Here is a 23,562-nt window from a genome sequence, read left to right as displayed (position 1 = left end):
TTAACCGCGCACTGTCGTAGCAGAAGAACGGCGGCGGCGGCGGCGGCGAGTGTTCGGTGCTGGCACAGCATCCTCATCATCGGTACCTTGCGGCTCTGCCCCCTCATCCTCATCAACCGAGGTAATAGGCGTGACCTGAGAGGCAAATTCGACCTCAGCAGTCTCCTTAACCTCAATATTCATGTCGGAGCCTGAAGCATCTTCAGGGGAGGCATTAGCAGCTTTCACATCTGAAATCTCATCGACCGCTGGTGGTTCTTCCCCTGGCAAAACGACGGAAACCACAACGTTCTTAGTTTCTTTCAAATCTGCTTGACTCAAAACAAGCGGTGAGACGCCCATTTCAGCATAGATACGCTGCTCATCCGGCGTTAATGCAACAGTCACCACCTTAGGAGGAATTTCTGGCTTGCGGCCACGGCCACGAGAACGCTTTCCACGTCCTGGACTATCAGCCAAGCCTTCATCACGAACAGGTTCTGAGCCCAAACCAGGAGCAGCAGAACTCACAATAGGACTAACATTGCTGCTGCTGCCACCATTACTCACTAGCTTAGGTGGAGCAGCCGCTGACCGGCCTCCCCGAGTACTACTACTCGGCGGCGGAGAATCACCACGACGACGGCGACGGCGACTGCCACGACCATTTGTCTTGTCCTGATAATCAGGATGATTCATTAGGTCAAGCGTCTTCAGATTTTGATCCGGCTCTAGACTTTCTGTACGCTCTTGATGGCGTAGGGCCCTAGGCGTAGGCATGGGGATAACGCGATTAGCCACAGCCGACTGCTGCACTTCCACCGGTGCTTCACCCGGCAATTGAACCAAATGGCCTAGGCCACCACAAGCCGCACAAGGACGACCAAATAGCTCATAAATATTTTGACCTTGACGCTTGCGAGTTAACTCTATGAGCCCTAGCTCAGACAGCTGCGAAATCTGAGGACGCGCCTTATCCGCCTGCAACGCCTTACCAAAGTTCTCTAAAACCTGCATCTGATCACGGCGAGACTCCATATCAATGAAGTCAACCACAATCACACCCGCAACATTCCTCAGCCGTAGCTGGCGAGCAATTTCAACGGCAGCCTCACAATTCGTCCACAGCACTGTCTCCCGTGCCGTTGCAGAACGAGTAAATGAGCCTGAGTTAACATCAATTACCGTCAAAGCCTCGGTAGGCTCAATAATGATATAACCGCCAGAAGGCAGATCTACCCTAGGCTTCAATGCCTCTCGAATAGCCGCATTAACTCTGAAATACTCTAAAATTGGAGGCGACTCAGAGCGATGATGATCGACCAAAACACCCGATGGCAAACGACCATCACTCCAACTCGACAGGTGTTGTTTCACCCGCTGCATACCGATATCAGAGTCAGTAACAATGCGATTCACATCGGCATTGTAAACATCACGAAGAACGCGCTGAATAAAGTCGTCATCACGATTCAGCAATGCCGGTGGGCGAGTCGCCATCGCCTCTTGCTGAACCATTTCCCAACGCTTTTGCAATGCTTCTAAATCTTCAATAATTGCTTCTTCAGAAACACTTTCAGCTTCAGTACGCACTAACAGCCCCATTCCCGGTGGCTTGGTCAAAATACCTAAAGCACGCAGCCGATGACGCTCGGCTTCATTACGAATTCTCCGGGACAAATTCACGCCCCGACCGTAGGGCATAAGCACCAGATATCGGCCCGGCAAAGTAATTTTGCCCGTGAGCCTGGGGCCTTTATTCCCTGTCGGCTCTTTCATGATTTGCACTAGCACTTTTTGCTTGGGTGCAACCAGTTCAGTAATCGGGCCTGGGGCACGCTTGAGCTTTAAGGGTCCTAAATCGGACACATGCATAAAGCCATTACGCTCACTGTCGCCGATATTGATAAAGGCGGCATCAATTCCGGATAGGACGTTTTCGACCGTACCCACGTAAATATCGCCAACTTGGTGACTACCGGTAGCCACAATCAACTCTTGAATCTGATCTTCTGAAAATACGGCGGCAGTTCGATGCTGCTCCGCAATAATGATCTGCTTAGGCATCCAATTTCCTCAAAAACCCGCGTCACCAACCCAACTGTTACGGGGGCTGATACACACAAGCTCAACGATTAATCCTTTTAAATCCAAAACAGCTGCCCAGACCTAAACTTGTGGCCCCTCAAAACCAAGGTGACCAGACTCCGCTAAGGTAACGGGCAGGGTACAGAGAAAACCGCAGGAATCCAAAAACTTCGCTGCTGAGCAGCTAGAAGTGACGTTTAGATAAATTCGATTAAGAGTACCGAGGCCTCAAGACAGACCGTAAGCGTCGCCAATACTTTGCAATCGCAGCACGTGCTCTGACAGAAGCGGAATAGGTCAGTACTCGCCGTTGGTTGAGCTGCAGTTAACAAACTCTGTAGTTATCCTACGGCAGCTTCAGTTGCAATGGATTATAGCTTGAGCTTGTCCATATGACCAGAGTTTTAATTCTTTTATTTTATTTTCTAAGGAAGTAACCTGAAAGACCGACACAGATTAAACCTCAAAAGCTTGGAAGTTTAGCTCCCACAGACACGGCTGAGGGCCAAAGATTTCAACACACGCTTAGAAAATGCGTATTCAATTTTTTGGTCAAATTAAAGTATCACTGATGCAGCCTTTGAGTCTAAACTCAACGGACATTGTGGACATTGGGTAATAAACACCAGAATGTCCTTAGTATTTAGCCGAGGCCAGCTGTCAGAGTAGACACTATTTTTTTTCACAGCAGACAAGCTGGCCCTAGCTAAAATTCACCAATACGCTACACAGTGACAACCTTTTTCTTCACTGGATTAGCTGGCTTACTGGCTGGCTCTGCGTCAACTGCATCAACAGATTGCAATAAAAATACGAGCAGCGGATAGCGTTTGGGTAATTCTCTGCGGATAAAATAGCGAACCTCTTCTTCTAGACGAGAGCGCAAACCATCCCACCGAACGTTGGTCTGATCATCTGCGGTATCCACGACTTCGCGCCAGCGACTACGCAGCCCAGAGGCAACCACCTTATGAGCTTTCTCTTCCCAATCTGCTTGAGATAGCTTGGTGACTACGCCCCTTAAATGAACGGCCGGAGGAGCTAGCAATTTACCGTTGAGATCTACTGTGGCAGAGATGGTTATGATGCCATCTTCAGCTAGTTGCTGGCGCTCCTTTAAGACTGTACGGCCTACAATGCCATTGCGGGAGGAATCAACGAGTTCTATGCCCGAGGATACTTTACCAGCAATGCGAATTCCTTGATTGTCATCAACGGCGACAATGTCACCGTTTTGAATTACAACCATATTATCTTCAGGAATGCCCATACTTTGAGCCGTTGCCGCATGCTTAACTAACATCCGATGCTCGCCATGGACAGGAAGAAAGTATTTGGGACGCGTTAACGCCAGCATCAGCTTTTGATCTTCTTGAGCACCGTGCCCAGAAACATGTAATCCTTGGCGCTTACCGTAAATAACATGGGCCCCTTGAGCCATCAATCTATCGATTGTGTTCACGACCGCAATCGTATTACCAGGAATCGGATTGGCTGAAAAGATAATAGTATCTCCAGCACGCACCTTGATTTGACGATGGGAGCCATTAGAAATGCGTGTAAGGGCCGCCATAGGTTCACCTTGAGAACCTGTGGTTAAAATCATTGCTCGGTCATCAGGGCAACTATTCAGAGTATTTAACGGTTTGAATAGATCATCCGGACATTTGATATACCCAAGACTGCGCGCATGGGCAATCACATTCAACATGGAACGGCCCACAACGAAGACGGAACGTTGATGTTTTTGAGCTAACTCCAGCAGCATATTGACGCGATGCACTGAAGAAGCAAACGTAGTGACCATCAGGCGACCTTTTGCTTGGCCAAATGCTCGATCTAAATTGGGAAATACGGAACGTTCGGATGGAGTATGTCCGGGGACTTCAGCATTTGTAGAATCACTGACCAAACACAGCACTCCCTCCTCACCATAGGAGGCCAAACGGGCGAAATCAAAAAACTCACCATCCACTGGCGTATGGTCAATTTTGAAGTCGCCTGTGTGAATCACCACACCGGCAGGCGTGCGAATAGCGACCGTAAAACTATCGGCCATCGAGTGGGTATTGCGGATATATTCCACCTCAAAGGACTGTCCCAACCGAACGATATCTCGTGGTTGCACTGTTTTGAGCTCTGTGCGACCAGACACCCCCGCTTCCTCTAGCTTATCTGCCAGCAAAGCCATGGCCAGCCTAGGCCCATGGATAATAGGAATGTCAAATTGTTTCAGGTGAAAGGCAATACCACCAATGTGATCTTCATGACCATGGGTGACGATCATGCCCTTGATTTTGTGGTGGTTCTCACGCAGGTAGGTAACATCTGGCAAAACGATGTTTACACCGTGCATTTCATCCGATGGAAATGCTAAGCCTGCATCTACCAGAATAATTTCATCGTTAATCTCAAAAACACAGGTGTTTTTGCCAATTTCGTGTAAACCACCTAGGGGAATTATTTTGAGGGTACTTTTATCAATTTTGCTAGCAACTTTAGGTGCACTTTTAGCAGCTTTACTCCGAGGCTTAGGAATATCACTCTGACCGTTATTTTTTGCAGTTGTTCTGGTTCTAGATCGCTGACGCATAAGTTCCTTTATGAAAGATCAAAAAAAGTGTGAATCTGGATAACTGAAATCTTCAAGGCTGTGAAACACGCCCAAGTGCGATGCGGGATAAGGGGGTGATCCTTTTTGTGGACAGCCAGTAAAACAACTACCTAGGCAACTGGTACAGGTAGTATTTCGAGTTCATTCATTAATACTCTGAGCTGCTCGACTAGCTCGGTGGAAGGTTCACTTAGAGGCAGACGGCATGTGCCTACTGACCACCCCTGTAGACGTAATGCAGCCTTAATCAAAATTGGGTTTGTTGTGGCAAACAATGCTTTGCATAGAGGCAAAAGTTTTAGATGGAGTTCCCTAGCATGACTTATTTGCCCTGATTCATAAGCGTTGATCATTTGCTGCTGCAAATCACCAACTAAATGACTCGCCACACTAACGACCCCGACAGCCCCGACCGAAAGCATGGGCAGCGTTAGGGAGTCGTCACCTGAATAGATATGAAAATCGGCAGAGGTCAAGCGGCGAATTTCACTGACTTGATCAAGATCACCACTGGCTTCTTTAATGGCAATAATATTTGAAACCTTAGCTAGCTTTGCGACAGTAGATGGCTCTAGGTTACGTCCTGTACGCCCTGGAACGTTATACAGCATAATTGGCATATCAGGGACAGCCGTTGCGATCGCACGAAAATGCCCTTCTAACCCCGATTGAGGCGGCTTATTATAATACGGCACCACCTGAAGTGTGCCATCTACCCCCAATTCAAAAGCTTTTTGAGTAGCCGAGATTGCCTCCTGAGTACTGTTGGAGCCGGTTCCAGCAATAAGCTTGCCACGACCATCAATAGCCGCCTTTACCACTTGAAAAAGCTCATATTCTTCCGACCAGGTCAGTGTAGGCGACTCACCCGTGGTGCCACATACCACAATAGTATCTGTACCATTATTAACCAAATGCGACGCTAAACGCCGAGCAGACTCATAATCAACGGCTCCAGATTGATCAAATGGAGTGATCATAGCCGTGAGAACTCGCCCAAAATATGTCACGTTTTATCATCCTCACTACATTAAAAAACATGCTGCTTCCTACCAATCCTGAAATATACGGAAACTAGCAAAACATTTAACTTAGACAGGCAACTACTTTTACCAAAGCAGTCAGTCAGCCAAAAGTATTCAAAATCGTTCTCTTAAAAAATGAGCTAAGAACGGTCACTAAAATAATCCAGATCAAGCAACAGTCTTAGACTTCAAAAGTTGCTTTTTCACCAGAAGCTCAGCAATCTGAACAGCATTAAGGGCAGCCCCCTTGCGAATCTGGTCACCACTGAGCCAAAGCTCTAAACCGCACTTGTGGGACAAATCCGTACGAACCCTACCCACCAGGACATCATCCTGCCCACTAGCCTCCATAGGCATAGGAAAGTAATTGGCATCCCAATCTTCAACCACTTTAATACCAGGAGCTGCATGTAAAAGTTCTAGAGCCTTAGCCACTGCTAAAGGCTGCTGAAACTCGATATTAATTGCCTCCGAATGAGCCCGCAAAACAGGAACCCGAACACAGGTAGCACTTAATCGCAAATCAGAAACCCCAAATATTTTTCGGGTTTCATTCACCATTTTCATTTCTTCCTGACAGTAGCCCCGATCGTCAAGTGGCGAATTGTGCGGAAATAAATTGAAGGCCAAAGGATAAGGGAACGCCTCAGTTACAGGTTTCTCATCACGTAAAATCGCTTGAGCCTGCTGCTTCACCTCTTCCATCGCACGAGCACCTGCACCACTGGCAGATTGATACGTGGACACAACCACTCGCTCAATAGGTTGATATTGATGCAAAGGCCACAGGGCGACCCCCATTAAAATAGTGGTGCAATTAGGGTTGGCAATAATCCCCTTATGCTCCAAAACAGCCTCAGGATTCACCTCTGGCACAATCAATGGAACAGTAGGATCCATGCGGAAGGCGCTGGAATTATCGACCACTATTGCCCCTGCAGCAGCGGCCTTGGGTGCCCATTCCTTAGACACCGAACCACCGGCAGACGCTAACACTAAATCAATGTCAGAAAAATCAATCTGATTAATATCTTGAACTTTAATTGACTGACCCTTAAATGTTAGCTCCCGACCAACGGAACGCGGAGACGCCAACAAGACAAGCTCCTCAACCGGGAAATTACGCTCCGCTAGCAGGTCTAGCAACTCGGTACCAACGGCACCTGTAGCACCCATAATTGCTACACGATACGTTTCAGGCAAAAGCTTTAACCTCCCTCATTTCGAAAAATTGGATAAACATAAATCTATCGCGACCTAACTTGAAACTAAATACACAGACTGCTAACCCTGGCTAGCATGACCACAACTTAAATAAGAGCAAAAATACTTTAATCGAATAAAGTGCTAGCAAAAAATTGAATGACCATTAAAAAGCGCAACACAAAACCAGCCATAAACTGCTTAGCTAAAGCACAATGTAACAAAGCTGGTAGCCATAAATAATCATGCGCGTAATATTTCTTGATCAGTTCAAAACATTAAACTTTCTGCAGCAAAACCAGACTTAAAGCTCAACGCAAATTCAGAAACAGTATGACCCAACGTGCCTTTTAACCATCGAACGACCAGCAAGTTGAAATCAACATCGAATTTCTGAGACACAAAAAGCAGCAATGGTTAAGAAGACATCAACTAAACAATCCTTAATAAGTAGGAATGTCAGTAATTCTAACCAAACTCCAAAGCCGAAGAAACGTTAATCAACGATTTAAGGTATCTAACTATATTACTACACCGTCCCAAGACCGCAAAAATGATCGCCACACATCTATTATCAAAATGCGCAAACGAAGGCTCCATTACCCCATTAACCCGCTGAATATTGATGACTCTACAGTTCCATATACGAATAATCAGGTAACATAGCTAATTGCGCTCGCCGTGCTTAGTGAATTTAGTGCGCTAGACTCTCCCTCATATTCCTTGCACATCACAACTCATTTGCATACCAAAAGCAGCACCATGCGTTCATCCTAACCAAAACTCAACTAAGCTTCTAGAAATGCTATGTGGCCATCCATAGTGGAGTAGAAGGTCGAATGTATGGTAAGAACCTTTTTTGTTTGCGCACCTAACTAATTAGAACAGAAATCCCAAATGAAAGTTACTCAGGAAAGATTGCCCGATAGTCAGGTCGGTTTAGAAATTGAAGTTCCCGGAGACATCTCTAAACAGACTTACGAGCAAACGCTGCGCAAGTACATGAAAACAGCAAACATTCCTGGGTTTCGAAAAGGGAAGGTGCCTCGCCAAATTTTGATTCAGCAGCTAGGGGCCACTAGACTCAAAGCCGCAGCGTTAGAGGAGCTAGTCCAAACAGCTATTGATAAAGCCATTGCCCAGGAAAAAATTGACGCCCTTGGCAACTATCAGCTCATATCACAATTTGAAAACCTGATTGAAACATTTGAGCCCGGTAAAGTTTTAACGATTTCAGCCTCGGTCGATGTGCCACCTGAAGCTAGCCTGAAACAATACAAAGAACTATCAGTAAAAGCTGAAGAAATCCTTTACGATGCTGCACGCATTACAGAAACACTGGAGGGCTATCAGCAAAATTTAGCCAGCTTAGTCCCCATTGAAGATCGAGCAGCACAAGAAAACGATGTCGCAATTGTTGACTTTGTTGGCAAAGTGGCCGAGGAAGGCAAAGAGCCTGAAGAATTTGAAGGGGGCAGCGCTAAAGAGTTCCAAGTTGAAATTAAGGAAGGCCGCTTTATTCCAGGCTTCGTTGAAGGCATCGTTGGCATGGAACTAGGCCAAACTAAGGATGTAGAAGTCACGTTTCCAGAGGAATATCCTCAAGACGAATTAGCCGGAAAACCCGCTATTTTCAGTATTACCCTCAACGATCTAAAGGAGCGTGAGCTACCTGACTTAGATGATGACTTGGCACAAGAAGTCAGTGAGTTCGAAACTTTAGATGAGCTCAAGAAATCGTTGGAAGAGCGCTTCCAGAAAGAAGCACAGGATGCGACACGGGCTAATACGGAAAAAGCACTGTTAGATGAACTGGTCACTTACTTGGATGTTGAAATCCCCAAAACGCTCTTGCTCAGGGAAGTAGACCATATCGTTACCCAAACAGTCATGCAGCTGTCTAACCAGGGTATCGACATCAATAAGTTTTTGACTAAAGAATTGGTCGAAAATATGCGTGAAAACGCAAAACCAGAAGCCACCGACCGTTTACGCCGAACATTAGCGTTGGGTGAAGTCGCCAAGCAAGAGTCCATCAGCGTGGATGACGAAGCTGTCGCAGCTCGCATGGGTGAAATGATGGCAGAGGTCGATGATCCGACTAAAATCGATCCAGATCGCTTGAAGCAAGTTGTAAATGAAGATCTGCTTAAGGAAAAGATATTAGGGTGGTTAGCTGAAAGTGCCACCGTAGAGCTTGTGCCAGAGGGTAGTCTTAGCGATGATGAAGCTGAAGCTCCAGACAATGGCGATGCCAAAGAAGAAGAAGCCGAATAACGCCTACTCCACCGACGCAGCCTATTTATTCAGGGTTATAACTTCTGGCCAAATAGATAGGCTAACCACCCAAAATCCTTTGCAATCTAAAAGGTAGATGGCAACAGCGGCAAGTCTTTAGGTCAGGGATTGCATTCCCGTTTTTTTCCTTAAGCAAATATGGATTATAAAAATCCTCTGCTTGTCGCTGTTGAAATTGGTCGGTTTTCGCTAGAGTATGGGGACTGTCCTTTATAAACCTCTCGGCAGATACGTAGGGCATAATCTATAGGAAAGTCTTGATAATTTATGTATTCATCAATGTCTCACCCCTATCACAGTACATCGGTAACAGGTTTAACTGGTCACCGTATGCCTATGCTCTCTGGGGAAAGCACTAGTATGCTTCCCGTTGTGCTTGAGCAATCTGGTCGAGGGGAACGGGCATTCGATATTTATTCACGCTTACTTAGGGAACGCATTGTTTTTCTAGGTAGTGGAGTCGATGACACCTTAGCCGACTCGATTGTTGCGCAGCTCCTTTATTTAGATGCCGAAGATCCGGAGAAAGATGTACAGATTTACATTAATTCTCCGGGAGGTTCTATTACGGCAGGTATGGCCATCTATGACACGATGCAGCAAATCAGACCAGATGTTGTGACGATTTGTTTCGGTCTAGCCGCCAGCATGGGAGCGTTTTTACTCTCTGGCGGTGCCAAAGGAAAGCGGATGGCTCTCCCAAGTTCACGTATTATGATTCACCAACCTCTAGGTGGAGCTCAAGGCCAAGCCGTCGATATTGAGATTCAAGCTAGGGAAATCCTTTACCTTAAGCAAAGACTCAATGAGTTACTCGCTGACCATACTGGGCAGCCTTTGGAGAGGATTGCAGAAGATACAGAACGAGACTTTTTCATGTCAGCAGCTGAAGCCGCTGAATATGGATTGATTGACACTGTCATTTCTCGTGATGCCACTGCTGATTTAATGTCAACGCACTAGGTTAGGGCTGATATGTCTAAATATGACTCCCATCTTAAATGTTCCTTTTGCGGCAAGTCGCAGGAGCAGGTGCGCAAGCTAATCGCAGGTCCAGGGGTTTATATCTGTGATGAATGTGTCGATCTATGTAACGAAATATTAGATGAGGAGCTGTTTGACTCAAGCTCTGCGGTTACGCCTCCTACACCCAGGCGAGAACAGCCCCCTGAACGTGGACGCAAAGCACCTTCCCACATATCACTGAATCAGATACCCAAGCCCCGTGATATCAAGGCCTATTTGGATGAGCATGTCATTGGTCAGAATGAGGCAAAAAAGGTACTGTCTGTAGCCGTTTATAACCACTATAAGCGGCTTAGCTATGTGCAGTCGGGTGGAGATCCAGGGGATGACCACGTAGAACTACAAAAGTCGAACATATTGCTGATTGGCCCTACTGGGTCAGGAAAAACATTACTTGCCCAGACCTTAGCTAAAATTCTAGACGTCCCATTTGCTGTCGCTGACGCCACCACCCTCACAGAAGCCGGCTACGTTGGGGAAGATGTCGAAAATATTTTGTTGCGACTGTTGCAAGTGGCCGATCTTGATGTTGAGGAAGCTCAGCGTGGAATCATATATATCGATGAAATCGATAAGATTGCACGTAAAAGTGAGAACCCATCTATTACCCGCGATGTATCTGGTGAAGGGGTTCAGCAAGCGCTTCTAAAGATGCTAGAGGGAACCGTCGCCAATGTGCCCCCCCAAGGTGGACGAAAGCACCCTTACCAAGATTGCATTCAGATTGATACCAGTAATATTTTGTTTATTTGTGGTGGTGCCTTTGTTGGCTTAGACAAAATTGTTGATCAGCGTATTGGCAAAAAGTCAATGGGATTCGTCCAAGGGTCCGGGGAAACTCAGAATCAATTTAATCGTGACAAGCGCACAGCTGATGTCTTGAAGGAATTGGAAGCCGATGACATCGTTAAGTTTGGGATGATTCCTGAATTTATTGGGCGAATTCCAGCAATATCAGTCCTGAAACCGCTGGATGAAGAAGCTTTGATGGCTATTTTGACGGAGCCGAAAAATGCTTTGGTCAAGCAGTTTCAGAAGCTCATGCTGATGGATAATGTCAGCTTGGAATTCAAACCAGATGCAATCCGTGCGATCGCACAGGAAGGGTATCGTCGCAAAACTGGGGCACGGGCGTTGCGCAGCATCATTGAGGAAATCATGCTGGACGTTATGTATGAGTTACCATCCAGGAAAGATATGAAGCGGTTTCAGATCACTCGCGAGATGGTAGAAAAGCGATCAACCGCAGAGTTATTGCTACATCCTTCCTCATTACCGAAACCAGAATCGGCTTAAGTAAAACCAACGATTATTTATTCCTAGTTGATTCCAATGGCAAGCTAGATAGGACGTTGAGCAATGTATAAACGCCTATGTCTTATGTGTCCCTAAATGGAGTCGAACACTATTATGAGTGGATCTGCACGGATGAGGCAGACAACCAACGTCCTACTTTAGTGTTTTTACACGGCTGGGGGGGCTCCGCTCGTTATTGGGAAAATACAGCCAATTCACTTAAGCATCAATTTAACTGCTTGTTGTACGACCTACGGGGGTTTGGACGTTCTAAAGCCGCAACGACAATAACGTCTGAGTCTGGCAAACTCGAAAGTTTTGCCGATGACTTAGCGTTGCTCCTAGATAAACTCCAGTTGGAACGTGTGTATATCTGCGCACATTCCATGGGGGCTTCTGTCGCACTTTATTTTTTAGAGCGTTTTTCCAGTAGAGTCCATCGTGCCGTTTTGACCTGTAATGGCACATTTGAATACGACAAGCGCGCATTTGAGGCGTTTCAACGATTTGGCAGCTATGTTGTCCTATTTAGACCTGCATGGCTAGAAAAGATTCCATTAGCGCCCCAACTATTCATGTCGCGTTTTCTGAAAAAGCCTATTCCCTATGCGGATAAGAAAGTTTTTTTACGGGACTTTCTACAGGCCGACAAAGACACAGCAATAGCAACCTTAAAAGCGTCAGTCAGTAAACATGCCACAGAAAGCATGCCCCAGGCTTTTGCCTCTGTAGACGTACCAACGCTCTTAATATCGGGACAGTACGACAAAATAACCCCGGCTGATTTAGGGCGCCAAGCCGCAGAACTGAATAACCGCATTGAGTACCACGAAGTCGCTGGCACCGGTCATTTTCCTATGCTGGAAGATACTGCAACCTATGAGTCAGTTATTAACCAGTTTCTTCTAAAATAAGGCACCTTTGCCCCATACATACTGATTGGCTGTAGAGTATGCCGCTATCTACAGCGTTTTAAGAAGTCTGGTGCTCATCTATTTTTTTGATAAAAGAAATACTCATCTATTTCTTTTATCAAAAAAACTCTATATACCAACGTTCATAGGGAACTCTAAAGTCACAGAAAATAGACATCATAACTTTACCACTGAGCCTATTCATCATAAATTTGTTTTTTCTTTTTCCTTAAAAATAAGTTTTCTTGTTCTTTAAAACTTGCAGTTAGGGTCTTTTAGTTAATCCATATACTCTTCAAAAAAATATTTTTTATCTATAAGAAAGGAGGACCAATATTTTTTTGAAAGGTAATATTTTTTCAGAAAATCTACGGAATAACTATACTCAAAGCAAGGTCACACAAGTAGTTGAAGAATTGACTCAAAAGTGTTGTTTACAACAGCTAGAGTGAATATACGGACTCTCTCAGAAAATTTATAGACTGAGTCCCGTAATCCAACGATGGTGAGCTTAAGTCAACATCCCGACAATGGACTTAAATCACGATTTAACTCCCTGTCACAGGATATTCAGCACACTATGGCTACTCAAACCTCGTCACTTCGATCTCGCGGGATGGAAATGCTGATGGCATATAAGCAAAAGCCATCAATCAAATTACGTAATGATTTAGTCCGTTTAAATGCAGGTTTAGTCCGCAAAATTGCACATCGGGTTAGTCACCAATGTGCAGAGCCCTACGAAGATCTAGAGCAGATTGGATACCTGGGCTTAATTCGCGCCATTGAAAGATTTGATCCTAGCCAAGGATGTGCATTTAGTTCCTTTGCGGTCCCCTACATTCGGGGCGAAATGCTTCATTTTCTGAGAGACCGAGGCTCCACTGTTAAGATTCCCCGTCGTTGGCAAGATTTGCAAAAAGCTAGTCAGAAATTGCAGTCTAGCCTTCTGCGCCAGTATGGGCGTCAACCTTCGGACCATGAGATGGCCGAAGCACTTTCAATTTCTGTGAAGGAGTGGCGCCAAGTGAAGATGGCGAACAAGAATCGGATGCCACTGAGTTTGGATGCTACTGTCTGTCATCAGACAGATTCCACTATTACGTTAGGCGACACGCTACCTGACATGCATTACCAACTGCTACAGGCGCTGGAAGAGGATCGTCAGCAGCTACAGCGAGCGCTAAGTCAACTAGAAGATAAAACTCGCTCTGCTATTGAGTTTGTCTTCTTTAAGGGACTATCCCGTAAAGAGGTAGCTGAAAGAATTGGTGTTAGTCCGATGACTGTCACTCGACGGATCCAGCGGGGCGTTGACCAAATGATTACTTATTTGCACCCTCAAACGCTTCAAACCGATCCTTAAACCGATATTGGGTCTTCTCGGCTAAGTATCGTGCACATGATATTGGGCTCTGTATAGTTTTAGCCTTAGCTGAAGTAATTGGATCAACAATAGCGACGTGAGTCTGAATACTCACGTCGCTATTGTTATTTTTGCCCAAAGTCCATCAGCCATCGTCTAGATTTTATGTAATAGAATCATTGGACAGTTGCGTTGGTGAGGGATTAGTTTTGGCGTCTGAAGCAACTGAATGGCAACTGAATGAGGCACAATTTTGTACGTTGCAGGCAGAACTGGCAACGCGCTGGCAACCCATTAATTGCTTTGATCGTGCGCCTAGACAAATTTTAGTGGTCCCGTCCCTAAGTCTTGATCAAGAAGAATTAATCAAGATCAAAGGCGTCCATCACTACGAAGAAAGACTATTATTTTCGTTGCTTCATTTACGAAATCCCAATACGGCTCTGATTTATGTGACATCGCAGCCACTGCATCCGAGTATTGTGGACTACTATTTGGAATTACTGCCAGGCATTCCTAGCTCCCATGCGCAAAACCGTCTGAGTTTATTTGCAACCTATGATGGCTCACAACGCCCTCTGACTGAGAAGGTTTTAAATCGGCCTCGATTAATCGAACGAATTCGTCAATGCTTGGTGCCATCGGAAGCCTACATGGTGTGTTTCAACTCCACGGTGTGGGAAAAACAGCTAGCCCTAAAGCTAAATATTCCACTCATGGCGGTACCGCCAAATTTACTGGATTTGGGCACTAAGGCAGGCAGCCGAAAAATTTTTGCGGATTGTGGTCTACCCCATCCTCAGGGCAGCCAACTACATCACGATATCAACGATTTAGCTCAAGCTACGGCTCGGCTTTGGCAACGGCAGCCATCTTTAGAACGGATTGTAATTAAGCTCAATGAGGGGTTTTCGGGTGAGGGAAATGCCCTTTTGAGACTAGACGATTTGGCACTCATCAACCCGAGTGAACATTCTGATGAGTCCTGTAGGAAGGCGATCGCCAAAGCATTCGAGACGATGGATTTTCAGTGTGACCATGAAACGTGGGCACACTTCAGTCGTAAAATTCATGAATTAGGTGCGATCGCAGAATCCTTTATCGAAGGCGACATCAAACGCTCACCTAGCGTACAAGGTCACATCAATCCGTCTGGAGAAGTAGAAATTCTCTCCACCCATGACCAAATTCTTGGCGGACCCGATGGTCAAATCTTCCTAGGCTGCCGGTTCCCAGCAGATGCCGCCTACAGGTTAGAACTGCAAACCATGGGGCAGCAAGTGGGCATGGCCTTAGCCAAACAAGGTGCCCTAGAGCGCTATAGCGTAGACTTTATTGCCGTAAAAACTAGCCCCCATAGCTGGGAACTCAACGCGATCGAAATCAACTTAAGAAAAGGCGGCACCACCCATCCATTTATGGCGTTGCAGCTCCTCACCAATGGTCACTACAACATAGACGACGGACTTTTTTATACTCCCCAGGGCCAAGCAAAATACTACCGGGCCTCTGATAACCTCCAAAAAGAACAGTACAAAGGATTGCTCCCCAACGATCTAATGGACATCATTATGGTGGAACAGTTACACTTCAACTCCATTGCCGGAACAGGTGCTGCCTTTCATCTCATGGGATGCCTGTCAGAATACGGAAAACTAGGTCTTACCTGCATTGGTAACACCCCAGAAGAAGCCGAACAAATTTATGAACGCGTAGTCAGCGCCCTAGACCAGGAAACCCGCTAGCGATTTTTCATCATGCGCGCAATATCGCGTTTTTCCTGTTTTTTCTTAAGAGAATCTCGCTTATCGTGGAGCTTTTTACCCCGCCCAATGGCAATATTCACCTTCACACGACCTTTCTTTAAATAAAGCTTCAAAGGAACAATGGTCAGTCCTTTTTCCTCAACTTTACCAACGAGTTTACGAATTTCCGCCTTATGAAGCAGTAATCGCCGAGGGCGACGGGGCTCATGGTTATAAACCTGGTTCGTCATATTATGGGGGGAAATATGCACATTGAGCAGCCATACTTCGCCATTTTTCACCTGGGCATAGCCATCCCGAAGATTAACTTTGCCCGCCCTAATGGACTTTACCTCAGTACCTTTCAGCTCGATACCAGCTTCATAGCTATCTAAAATTTCATAGGTAAACCGAGCCTGGCGATTATCGGCCATGACCTTAAAACCGTCACTGGGCTGGGATTTCTTATTTGTTTTGGCCATACGCACCTTTTACCTAGGTTTGCTATTGTAGCGAGCTATTCCACCACCACGCACCATTCATGGAGCTCGTAGCTAACGCAGCCATTTTGAATCAACGGATCTGCCTGGACAATCGCCTTCGCCTCATCCAAAGACGAGGCTTGAAATAGCAGCATGCCCCCACCCCGCTCCTTCCAATACCCGGTCTTGGCCTGATGACCTTTCGCCACCAGCTCTTTGACATAGGCCACATGGGCTGGAACAAACTGGTCAAATGTAGGCTTATCGACAATGCCACGCTCAAGTTTTATAAACCACGCCATAGAAAAGTGATTGAGAGAGCGGTCCTAATCGTAAGGAACTGCCTTACAAAATACATCTTAGAGAGATTAATTTATCATTTAGCAAACTTGCAGAGATTCTTCATCGGTCTAATGATGGTGTGCACAAAACGAAACAAGGCAAGCTAGTTTATACACCAGCCTGCCTTGTTAAGAGAACTTTAATTATCTAGAAGTGTAAGGGGGGGGGGTAATCCCAGTTCTCCCCCCAAAGCCCGGCATCTAGCCTCGCCACACCTCAAGGGCACACATATTCAATGCATCCCGAGACAGGTCTCCTTGAACCACTAGCTGACCGTTACTGATGGTCACGGTGCCGAGATCCAGACGTTTCCAGGTACCGGCTGAGCCAGAGCGTTGATTCGTCAATACAGCGCTACCGTTAACCTTTAAGGAAAATGTAACCGTATTGTTATCCTCAAACACCCACAAATACACCTTGAAAGAACCGTTGGGAATATTGGTCATGGTTACGCTGACCGGTCTACCCCAAATAAAGCTCTGGAGCAACGAACGTGTGGAGGCATCCACCGTTGGACTAGGGACCGTGGGGCTGACAAAGGTACGCCCTACCGTGGAATAGTTGGCGGCATTCTTACCTTCAAATGACACGCCATCTACCGAGACAGAATTACCATTCAGGTTAATAGCTCGATATAACGTCCCAGCCAATGGGTCACCGCCACCGTCGTCACCGCCGCCGCCATCATCCGGTGGCGATGTCCCGGCTTCGACCGTGATGGTCACGCTATCGCTGGACGTTGCTCCATTGTCGTCGGTCACCGTCAACGCAATGGTATGGACACCAACGGTAAGATTTACTGCAGCTGTAGCCGTCGTCGCTAGCGTAGTACTGCCTTCTTTCCACTCATAGGACACGATGCTTCCATCGCTATCCGATGAGCCGCTACCATTTAGGGTAACTGACTCCAAGCCATCTCCGTCACTGTCAGTTACTGTCTGATTAGAGCCAGCATCAGCCACAGGAATTTGGTTCTGGGGTAGTGCATCCTCAATACGCCACACTTCAATGGCAGACATATTCAGGGTGCCTCGTGGCATATCTGCCTGAATAGCTAACACGCCATTACTAACAACCACTCGGCCCAAATTCAAACGTTGCCAGGCCCCAGCAGTATTAGCAGAAACTTGGTTGCTCAGACCAGCTGTTCCATTCATGTTCACCGCAAAAGTGACACTTTTCTTCCGATCTTCGAATACCCAAAGATAAACCTGGTACTCGTCATCAGGAACGCTGGTTAAAGTCACTGTACTCAACCGGCTCGAGATAAAGCTTTGAAGCAACGCCTGTTGGCTCGAAGCCACAGCCGGTGTAGGAACAGTAGTCGACACTTGAGTGAAACCACGGGTGGAATAGTTCGAGGCATTTTTACCTTCAAATGACACGCCATCTACAGAAACAGCATCTCCATTTAGGTTAATCGCTCGATATAACGTCCCAGATGATGGCTCACCACCACCATCATCCCCGCCGCCATCATCTGGTGGTGATGTCCCGGCTTCGACTGTGATGGTCACGCTATCACTGGACGTTGCTCCATTGTCGTCGGTCACTGTCAACGTAATGGTGTGGACACCGACATCCAAGTTGACAGAAATGATTGCAGAATCCGCGATCGCAACCGTAGTACCACCTTCTTTCCATACATAGGAGACAATGGTGCCATCACCATCTGTAGACCCCGTTGCATTCAGGTCAATACGTGCAACACCATCACCATCACTGTCAATAACAGTCTGATCTGGCCCAGCATCAGCGGTTGGCCCTCCATTGGCTGGTAAAACATTAACCTGAACATCATCCGTTGCCTGGGCTCCACACACGTCAGTAACGGTTAGTCGGAAAACGTAGAGACCGGCCACCAACACATTATCTACCGTCACTTCCGCTGTAGTAGCGTTGTTTAAGGATACGGTGGACGGGCCACTCACCTGCGTCCACTGGTATGAGGCAATAGCACAGGTTAACTGCGAAACCGAACCTGTCAATGTAAATGCACCTGCCGAAAGCTTAATCGAGACATCATCCCCTGCACTTACAGTCGGAGGATCATCAATCGGGTCAAGGCCATAAAGCTGCCTAAACTTCTGAATATACGCCTGATGCCACGCATTCCTTTGATCTATACAAGTTCTAATCCGGGCTGAGAACACATTTTTAGCATTGTTCCAAGTATTAACAGGATTTGCATAATCCCATTCAAAACCACCATCGATACCAATGTAGTAATTTGGTCTGTCAGGAAATGGGCTGACATATCGTCCGGCCCAAGACCCTTTAGTTGGATCGTCGAGATCATTGGCAGGATCGAGCAAATACAGTAGGGAATTAGTATCCAGGGCTCGAAAATATCTCGGAAAGACTTCTTGAATGTGAGCCCCCAGCGCGCCGGCATCACGCGCCAATAAGTTATTCAGGTCTATGGCTTCTGACGCGGTCCGCAAATTCTCATTAAAGGCCATTCCATTCCAAGACCAGTCCATTTCCAGCCACCAAACATCCGGAAATCTTCGCCAAATATCATTCCGGGACTCTCCCCAAGCATTCCAGTTATAAAGGCGACCATCACCAGTAGAGAGACTGTTATCCCGCAGATGCGTACCAATGGAAATAAGACGAATTTTACTCCGCTCTGCCGCCGTCATCTGCTCTAAACTTTGAGGTGCACGTTGGGTCCCCCCCCAAATCAGCATATAGATAGGACGAGGATCCGATAACCCCGCTTCTTCTTTGATCGACGCAATTGCCTCACTATGGCTGGTGTATAACTTGGTACGAAGATAAGCAGGTGTAGGGTAATTTAACTTTTGAAAGTTATAGTCCGGGTTGTTGTAGTCTGCTTCATACTTATCAAAGACAATTTTTGTTGCATCAGAACCGCTCTGAAGAGAGTCAGGCCAAATTCCACATATGTCAACTTCATTGGCATACATCATCAGATGCGCCATCGATTGACGGTCATCGGGGTCACCGGTCCCCACTTTAATATCAGAAATAATAACAACTCGGGGGCGTTGCCCCAGTGGGGTTGAGCCCTGACTTGCGGCACTTGCCATAGAAAGGAAACCGTCCCTTCCCAAGGAACCTGCAGCAAAACCCAAAAGTGAGTTTCTCAGAAAAGCTCGCCTATCCATGGGCTGATTCTCCTAAGATTTAGTTTAAAAGCAAAGAAATATTGAATTTGGAGTAGAGCCCACAAGCATTTTAGGTAGAAAAAAAGCCAAATCGCAGGGCCTAATCCCAACTCTTCATTAGCAACTCATGGTTCCGTAGTAATTGCTTTATTCTTCTCTTTTTTTCTGACACTCTTTAGCCCTATACAACCCCTAATGCAGCGTATTTTCACAGGGAAAGAGAATGACTATTCTAACAAGGGGCTACGGTTAGTAAGAGACATCTCATGATAGATTTTCTCCCACATAACCGTAGCATTTTAGAATCTTTATCTAAGGCTATCTCTGCATGAGTATGGCGCGTATTGCCCTTTTAGAACTCTAGATTCTCTTAGCCCAGAAATGTCTTTTTACTCCCTCCACACTTCGATTGCACACATATTGAGGGCATCCCGAGAGAGCTCTCCTTGCACTACCAACTGACCATTGCTGATGTTAGCCGTGCCTAAATCTAGACGCTTCCAACTGCCCGCAACACCCGAGCGCTGATTGGCTAGCGCAGTTCTACCATTCACTTTGACTGAGAAGTTAACGCTGTGGTTATCTTCAAACACCCACAGATAGACTTGATAAGAACCACGGGGAATACTGGTCATCGTCACTCTTGCGGAACGATTCCAGATAAAGCGCTGTAGCATAGACTGTTTCGCCCTATCTACAGCGGGTTTGGGCACCGTACGACTGACATGGGTACGACCTACTGTGGAATAGTTGGCCGCATTTTGGCCTTCAAAGGAAACGCCATCTACTACGGTGGCACTCCCATTAAGGTTAATGGCACGATACAGCGTTCCAGTCAGGGGGGTATCGCCCTCAGGCGGCGACGGTTGATTGGGCTCAGGTTCCTCTGGGGATGGGGGTTCCTCTGGTTCTGGAGATGGGGGTTCCTCTGGTTCTGGGGCAGCGGGCCTCTGGTTTACGGTAATGGTGACTGTGTCATTATCGGTACTGCCATTATCATCGGTAACCGTCAAGGTCAGTGTATGTACCCCCACTGACAGGTTAACCGCAGCGGTTGCGGTGGTAGCTAATGTAGCACTGCCTTCCTGCCAACGATAGGAGGCAATGCGGCCGTCGCGATCGCTAGAATTTGAGCCATTCAACGTTACCCGTTCAGTGCCGTCTCCATCACTGTCCGTCACGGTTTGATTGGCACCAGCATCTGCTGTCGGTCCCTGATTAGCAGGCGCACTACCCCCTTCACGCCACACCTCGATCGCACACATATTCAGGGCGTCCCTAGAGAGATCTCCCTGTACGGCCAAGCGACCATTGGTAATGGTCGTTGTTCCCAAATCCAAGCGCTTCCAGGACCCAGCACTGCCAGAGCGCTGATTCATGAGCACCACTCTGCTATTTAGCTTTACAGAATAGGTAACGCTGTTGTTATCTTCAAATACCCAGAGATAAACCTGATATACACCGGTAGGAATACTCGTCATGGTCACACTCACAGGTCTGCCCCAAATAAAGCTTTGAAGCATGGAGCGTTGCCCATTATTCACCACCGATTGGGGCGCTGTACGACTGACATGGGTACGTCCCACCGTGGAATAGTTGCCGGCATTTTTCCCTTCAAAGGAAACACCATCCACCGTCACAGCAGCACCGTTTAGATTAATGGCGCGATATAGCCCCGTATTCGATGAGGGGGGTGACTCTCCACCACCGTCATCCTCATTAGGAGAAGGCGACTCACCATTCACCGTAATTTTGACACTGTCACTAGCGGTCATGCGTTTATCGTCAGTGACCGTCAATGTGAGGGTGTGCACACCCACGGGCAAGTCAATAGCCACTGAACCAGTGTCAGCCGTTGCTAAGACCCGACTGCCTTCCTTCCACACATAGGAGACGATAGTGCCAGTCCCATCCACTGAGCCAGTACCGTTCAGCACGACACGGGCTTCACCATCCCCATCACTATCATTCAAGGTTTGATCGGGTCCAGCATTAGCGACAGGGCCATTGTTGGGCGGCAATACGGTCACTTGGACATCGTCTGTGGCCCGGGCTCCACAAACATCAGTCACCGTTAGGCGAAAGACATAGGTACCGGCCACCGTCAAATTATTCACCCTCAGTTGCGGCGATGTAGCCCCATTTAAGGCCACATTGGCGGGGCCACTTACCTGACTCCATTGATAGGTAGCAACGGCACATCCGAGGCTACCGATAGAGCCGGTCAGGGTAATGGAATCTGCCGGCAGTTGGATAGAGGTATCTGCCCCTGCGGTCACGGTAGGCCGATCGCTAATCGGCTCGTGGCCATAGAGCTGCTGAACCTTTTGAATAAATGCCTGATGCCAAGCATTTCGCTGAGAAATGGTGGTACGAATGCGGGAATTAAAGACGCTTCTGGCGTTGGACCATGTACTGGCAGGATTTCCATAGTTCCAGTTGTGGCCACCGTCAATGCCAATGTAGTAATTGGGTCTTTCTGAAAAGGGTCTGACATACCGTCCGGCCCAAGACCCCTTGGTGGGATCATTTAGATTATTGGCAGGGTCCAGTACGTAGAGCAATGAGTTAGTATCTAAAGCTCGAAAATATCTAGGAAAGACTGCTTTGATATGAGCGCCTAAAGCGCCCGCATCTCTGGCGAGTCGATCGTTCAGTACAATGGCTTCGTTCGAGACCCGTAGGTTCTCGTTGAAAACCATCCCCATCCAGGTCCAATCCATTTCCAGCCACCACACATCTGGAAACCGTTTCCAGATGTTGTTGCGGGCCTCACCCCAGGCATTCCAGTTGTAGCGGCGACCGTCTCCGCTAGCCAGGGCATTATCGAGCAGATAGGTACCAATGGAAATCAGACGGATTTTACTCCGTTCTTGCGCGGTCAGGCGTTCCAAACTTTGAGGAACGCGATGGGTACCGCCCCAAACCAGCATATAGATGGGACGGGAATCTGCCCGCCCTGCTTCCGTTTTGATGGCCGAAATGGCTTGGTTATGGCTGGTAAATAGTTTTGTACGAACTTGCGCTGGGGTGGGATAGTCTAATTTTTTAAAGTTGTAGGAAGAGTTGTTGTAATCTTTCTCGTAATTATCTATTGCAATGCGGGTGGCGGTTCCCCCACTGCTCATATCGTCGGGCCAAATGCCACGAATATCGACTTCATTGGCATACATCATCAGATGGGCCATGGATTGCCGATCGTCGGGGTCTCCACTGCCGGCTTTAATATCAGAAATAACCACAACACGTGGTCGCTGGCCTAGCGGTGTAATCTGACCATCAGCAGCTCTGGCAATGGATATTAAACCGTTTTTACCCAAAGAACCTGCTGCAACACCTAGGAGGGAGTTTCTTAAAAAAGCTCGCCTATCCATGGGTTTGTTCTCCTAATACTGATTGACACAGACGTGCTACAGGGAAAGACAAACCACGAGCGGGGAAAATAGCTGCTAGATTGCGGGGGTCTAGCAATGCTTCATCGTTAGCTCATGTATCCGCAGAAATTCTTCATCGCTCTTTTACCTCCTCCGGAAGTTCAGACATCCATCCATCAAATTAAGGAGTATTTTGCGGAGCACTATGGCTCGCGTAAGGCGTTTAATTCGCCACCGCATATCACTCTGCAGGCACCGTTTGAGTTGTCTAGCCCACGTCAGCTGACCGTACTCACGGATGGATTAAGAATTTTTGTTATGGAGAGAGAAAAAATTGCGATCGCCCTCCGCAATTTCGCCGCCTTCCCCCCCAAGGTGATCTATGTGGATGTGGTACAAAGTCCAGGGTTAATGAGTCTACAAAGCGACCTAGCCCAATTAATGACCCACCAGCACGGCATTACCGAACGCCATTACCGCAGCTTTTGTCCCCACATGACCGTGGCGTTTCGCGATCTCACCCCAGCCGCCTTTCACCAAGCCTGGCCAGAATTTCAGCACAAACCTCTAGCGGTTGACTTCACCGCCCAGCAGGTCACCCTATTGCGCCACGATGGTCAGCGGTGGCAAATTCACCAGGAGTATCCGTTAGGTCAACCTGCCCCCACTCCCTAAC

Annotated in this window: 15 protein-coding genes; 7 read left to right on the top strand and 8 right to left on the bottom strand. The window is 47.2% G+C overall.

The features are described from left to right. The 4 genes from IXB28_RS00930 to IXB28_RS00915 all read right to left on the bottom strand — a co-directional run bounded on the left by IXB28_RS00930 (position 1) and on the right by IXB28_RS00915 (position 6,909). Positions 1-2,046, bottom strand: coding sequence for an Rne/Rng family ribonuclease (locus IXB28_RS00930; RefSeq protein WP_215616663.1), 2,046 nt, complete (start codon positions 2,044-2,046; stop codon positions 1-3). Between the two features lie 745 nt (positions 2,047-2,791). Further along, positions 2,792-4,660, bottom strand: a complete 1,869-nt coding sequence (locus IXB28_RS00925) for a ribonuclease J (RefSeq protein ID WP_215616662.1) — start codon at positions 4,658-4,660, stop codon at positions 2,792-2,794. Between the two features lie 131 nt (positions 4,661-4,791). Then, entirely contained in the window at positions 4,792-5,691 is a 900-nt protein-coding gene (gene dapA, locus IXB28_RS00920) for a 4-hydroxy-tetrahydrodipicolinate synthase (protein ID WP_215616661.1), read from the bottom strand. Between the two features lie 183 nt (positions 5,692-5,874). Further along, positions 5,875-6,909: an aspartate-semialdehyde dehydrogenase gene (locus IXB28_RS00915; RefSeq protein WP_215616660.1), complete on the bottom strand. Its 1,035-nt coding sequence runs from the start codon at positions 6,907-6,909 to the stop codon at positions 5,875-5,877. Between the two features lie 897 nt (positions 6,910-7,806). On the opposite strand from IXB28_RS00915, the gene tig reads away from it, so the two are divergent. The 6 genes from tig to IXB28_RS00885 all read left to right on the top strand — a co-directional run bounded on the left by tig (position 7,807) and on the right by IXB28_RS00885 (position 15,554). After that, positions 7,807-9,186 (top strand): trigger factor, encoded by a 1,380-nt coding sequence (tig, locus tag IXB28_RS00910; protein ID WP_215616659.1) that lies wholly within the window; start codon positions 7,807-7,809, stop codon positions 9,184-9,186. Between the two features lie 351 nt (positions 9,187-9,537). Beyond that, on the top strand, positions 9,538-10,170 hold the full coding sequence (gene clpP / locus IXB28_RS00905; protein ID WP_274609647.1) for an ATP-dependent Clp endopeptidase proteolytic subunit ClpP: 633 nt from the start codon (positions 9,538-9,540) through the stop codon (positions 10,168-10,170). A 12-nt stretch (positions 10,171-10,182) separates the two neighbouring features. Then, positions 10,183-11,529: an ATP-dependent protease ATP-binding subunit ClpX gene (gene clpX / locus IXB28_RS00900; RefSeq protein WP_215616658.1), complete on the top strand. Its 1,347-nt coding sequence runs from the start codon at positions 10,183-10,185 to the stop codon at positions 11,527-11,529. 77 nt (positions 11,530-11,606) lie between these two features. Further along, entirely contained in the window at positions 11,607-12,443 is an 837-nt protein-coding gene (locus IXB28_RS00895; RefSeq protein WP_215616657.1) for an alpha/beta fold hydrolase, read from the top strand. A 580-nt stretch (positions 12,444-13,023) separates the two neighbouring features. Beyond that, positions 13,024-13,809 (top strand): RNA polymerase sigma factor SigF, encoded by a 786-nt coding sequence (locus IXB28_RS00890; RefSeq protein ID WP_215616656.1) that lies wholly within the window; start codon positions 13,024-13,026, stop codon positions 13,807-13,809. Between the two features lie 209 nt (positions 13,810-14,018). After that, on the top strand, positions 14,019-15,554 hold the full coding sequence (locus IXB28_RS00885; RefSeq protein ID WP_246559559.1) for a peptide ligase PGM1-related protein: 1,536 nt from the start codon (positions 14,019-14,021) through the stop codon (positions 15,552-15,554). On the opposite strand, the gene smpB is transcribed toward IXB28_RS00885, so the two are convergent. The 4 genes from smpB to IXB28_RS00865 form a co-directional block, all read right to left on the bottom strand. After that, on the bottom strand, positions 15,551-16,036 hold the full coding sequence (gene smpB / locus IXB28_RS00880; RefSeq protein WP_215616655.1) for an SsrA-binding protein SmpB: 486 nt from the start codon (positions 16,034-16,036) through the stop codon (positions 15,551-15,553). The two genes, IXB28_RS00885 and smpB, sit on opposite strands and share 4 nt — an antisense overlap. A gap of 35 nt (positions 16,037-16,071) precedes the next feature. Further along, complete coding sequence (locus IXB28_RS00875) at positions 16,072-16,338, bottom strand: YciI family protein (RefSeq protein WP_215616654.1); 267 nt, start codon at positions 16,336-16,338, stop codon at positions 16,072-16,074. A 240-nt stretch (positions 16,339-16,578) separates the two neighbouring features. Beyond that, positions 16,579-19,434, bottom strand: coding sequence for a PKD domain-containing protein (locus IXB28_RS00870; RefSeq protein ID WP_215616653.1), 2,856 nt, complete (start codon positions 19,432-19,434; stop codon positions 16,579-16,581). A 467-nt stretch (positions 19,435-19,901) separates the two neighbouring features. Beyond that, positions 19,902-22,886 (bottom strand): PKD domain-containing protein, encoded by a 2,985-nt coding sequence (locus IXB28_RS00865; protein WP_215616652.1) that lies wholly within the window; start codon positions 22,884-22,886, stop codon positions 19,902-19,904. Positions 22,887-23,000: 114 nt separating this feature from the next. Between IXB28_RS00865 and IXB28_RS00860 the strand changes: the two genes are divergently transcribed. After that, positions 23,001-23,561: a 2'-5' RNA ligase family protein gene (locus IXB28_RS00860; protein WP_215616651.1), complete on the top strand. Its 561-nt coding sequence runs from the start codon at positions 23,001-23,003 to the stop codon at positions 23,559-23,561. Position 23,562: the final 1 nt, after the last annotated feature.

Source organism: Leptothoe kymatousa TAU-MAC 1615 (genome assembly GCF_018739865.1).
Lineage (GTDB): Bacteria > Cyanobacteriota > Cyanobacteriia > Phormidesmidales > Phormidesmidaceae > Leptothoe > Leptothoe kymatousa.
The sequence above is the reverse complement of the archived record's forward strand: the minus strand, read 5'-3'. Positions and strand labels throughout refer to the sequence as shown.